Origin of the sequence: Vibrio penaeicida (genome assembly GCF_002933855.1) — a bacterium.
GTDB classification, from domain to species: Bacteria; Pseudomonadota; Gammaproteobacteria; order Enterobacterales; family Vibrionaceae; genus Vibrio; species Vibrio penaeicida_A.
Map to the genome: position 1 here is coordinate 1,374 of NZ_BFAQ01000061.1, position 2,316 is coordinate 3,689.

3 protein-coding genes are annotated in these 2,316 nt (G+C 38.9%); all 3 read right to left on the bottom strand.

The genetic code is table 11. From position 1 onward, the window contains the following. Positions 1-20 precede the first annotated feature (20 nt). Positions 21-338 (bottom strand): hypothetical protein, encoded by a 318-nt coding sequence (locus tag VPNCDNU1_RS27420; RefSeq protein ID WP_104403321.1) that lies wholly within the window; start codon positions 336-338, stop codon positions 21-23. 125 nt (positions 339-463) lie between these two features. Beyond that, positions 464-1,261, bottom strand: coding sequence for a class I SAM-dependent methyltransferase (locus VPNCDNU1_RS27425; protein WP_104403322.1), 798 nt, complete (start codon positions 1,259-1,261; stop codon positions 464-466). 140 nt (positions 1,262-1,401) lie between these two features. Next, positions 1,402-2,232, bottom strand: a complete 831-nt coding sequence (locus VPNCDNU1_RS27430) for a hypothetical protein (RefSeq protein WP_104403323.1) — start codon at positions 2,230-2,232, stop codon at positions 1,402-1,404. Between the last annotated feature and the right edge of the window lie 84 nt (positions 2,233-2,316).

Here is a 2,316-nt window from a genome sequence, read left to right on the forward strand (position 1 = left end):
TTTGAAGCTTTTGTTAGGTATTAGTTGCTGATACGAACCTTCAAAGGGCTCACAGTCCAATTATGCTTGTTACATTCAATACCACTTTCAAGAGGAAACACTAGCGTTAATTTTTTACCACTTGCCTGAGCTGATAAAGCCATAGACAAACGACTTTGAAAAGAAAGTTCATCGTACTTACCCAGCTGATGCCACCCTAGCCCAGAAATATTAACAATAACGTTAGTTCTTTCTGATTGAATGTCTTGAACTGTACCTGCGTTGCAGTAAATTCCATCTGACGCCAAGACACTAAAGGGACTTAGTAAAAATAAAAATGAGATAAATTTCTTTGCCATAAATATACCCTCTTACCTAAATCAATGGTTTCTACCTAACGCCGCAATAAGCGGTGAGTGAACGCGTGCTATGTTTGAGCGTAAGCGAGTCGGCACGCGTTCACGAATCCGACTTAATTGCTTTGTTAACTGGCTTTTCTAGCGATCACTAAACCATGATTACTTGACCCCAAAAGACTTGGTTCATCGCAATTTGCTAAATGATAATCTAACCATGTCTGATATTGAGATGGAGTAAAGTTATTAACACCACTAGATATATAGCGCCCAAACCCATCTGTTGCTGAGTGTCCAATTACGTTAAAACCGTTTTCTTTTGCTAGGTTTTCAATTTCACTAGGCGTCGCGAAATACCCGACTTTGAAAAAACTATCTGCTTTAGTGTTTGATACCGTGCCATGTTTATTTAACTCTGAAAGTACCTCGGGAGTTACTAACTCTGGAAACTGCTGTGCAAACATACCAGCAACAAAGAAACGTGAAATATAGGCTATAGCTAGTACGCCATTTGGCTTTAAAATTCTATGTGCTTCATTAACCGCAAGCTCTCTTTCATGCAGAGTTTTCAAATGGTACAAAGGGCCAAGAATTACACAAACGTCTTGAGAACTACTTTCGATAAATGGCACATCACAAGCATTGCCCTCAAACACTTTTAACTCAATACCTTCAGATTTCGCTTTAGCGTTTAATATGTTCACTTGGTCAGGTGCAAGCTCCACAGCTGTCACATTACAACCCAATTTCGAAAAGTTTAAAGAATATCTTCCCGTTGCCGCCCCTAACTCACATACAGCTCTACCTTTAAGTAAATAAGGCGTTAGTTTATGCATCGTAGTATCAAACTCTAACTGAGCGATATATTGTCGAGTGAGTCTTTCATCTTCGTTTGCACCCGTATATTGGGCTATCAGTTCTTCCATTGGTCAATATTCCCTTTGCCAGTTAACGCTCGGTTAAGTGGTGAGTAACGCACCACAGAACTACATTTAAACACCGTAATCACACAAACTAAAATTAACACCAAAAGCGCCAAGCGTTACGAATCTACTTGAACCGTTTGTTATGTGAATTTAAACCCATATGCTTTTATCGAAATATCCTTAATTTTACTTTCACCGATACTTCTTTTGAGATTAGAGTACACTTTTAGTGCTTCACCATAAAACTGCTCATGCTCAGGATCATCAGAAGCGCAATCGATAGCCTTTGCAAAACACTTGGCTGCAGAAAACAGTTTAGAAATACAGATAATCATCAACATATGTTTCAAAGCGAGACTTTCGTTACGAGTGTCCGGCAATGGAATAACTGCAAACTCACCTTTATGATTTAAGGCAGAACTTGTCTCATCTCCTACCTGTTGTAATGTAGGATGCTTCATTTTGCATAATAACTTGTAGTTGTGATAACACATTTTCCAAGCCGTATTAAACTCATCATCATTTGGAAATTTATCTGGAATATTTCCGTATAAATCTTTGTGTGCAGCCATTTTACTAAGTTTTTGAGCACCCCAAGGAACATCCCCATTCTTGTTAAGTAGAACTTCATCAGCCAAATCTTGACGTTCAACAAGACAATTAACAACAAGTGCATTTTCATAAAGCGAAGCAGCGACACACGCTGCTTGATAAGGGTAACCCCAATTAATCAATAACCACGCACCTCTAAAGTCACTCATAGAACGTTTCAAAAATGCAGCAGAAAGTTTGATGGATTTTGTACCTGAGTTCTTGCCTTTGAGAAATGGAGCTTTAATAGCTAAGTTCATACAATCTTCAGCTAAAGAATCCCAAGGCTTTAAGTCTTCAAAACTTCGGTCGATTGCACCAACTTCGAGGCGAGCCAAATAGTTCCAATAGTGATCTTGCCAGTTGTCTTCAGAAATCATATTTCAATCACTTACGTAGGATTCCAATAATTCACATAACGCCAGCTTAAACCGCAGGCAACGCACAAAACATGCTGCTGCATT

What these genes read in the sequence shown, in the direction of transcription:
- VPNCDNU1_RS27420 (WP_104403321.1), bottom strand. Translation starts at nt 338, where the DNA reads ATGGCAAAGAAATTTATCTCATTTTTATTTTTACTAAGTCCCTTTAGT.
- VPNCDNU1_RS27430 (WP_104403323.1), bottom strand. Translation starts at nt 2,232, where the DNA reads ATGATTTCTGAAGACAACTGGCAAGATCACTATTGGAACTATTTGGCT.
- VPNCDNU1_RS27425 (WP_104403322.1), bottom strand. Translation starts at nt 1,261, where the DNA reads ATGGAAGAACTGATAGCCCAATATACGGGTGCAAACGAAGATGAAAGA.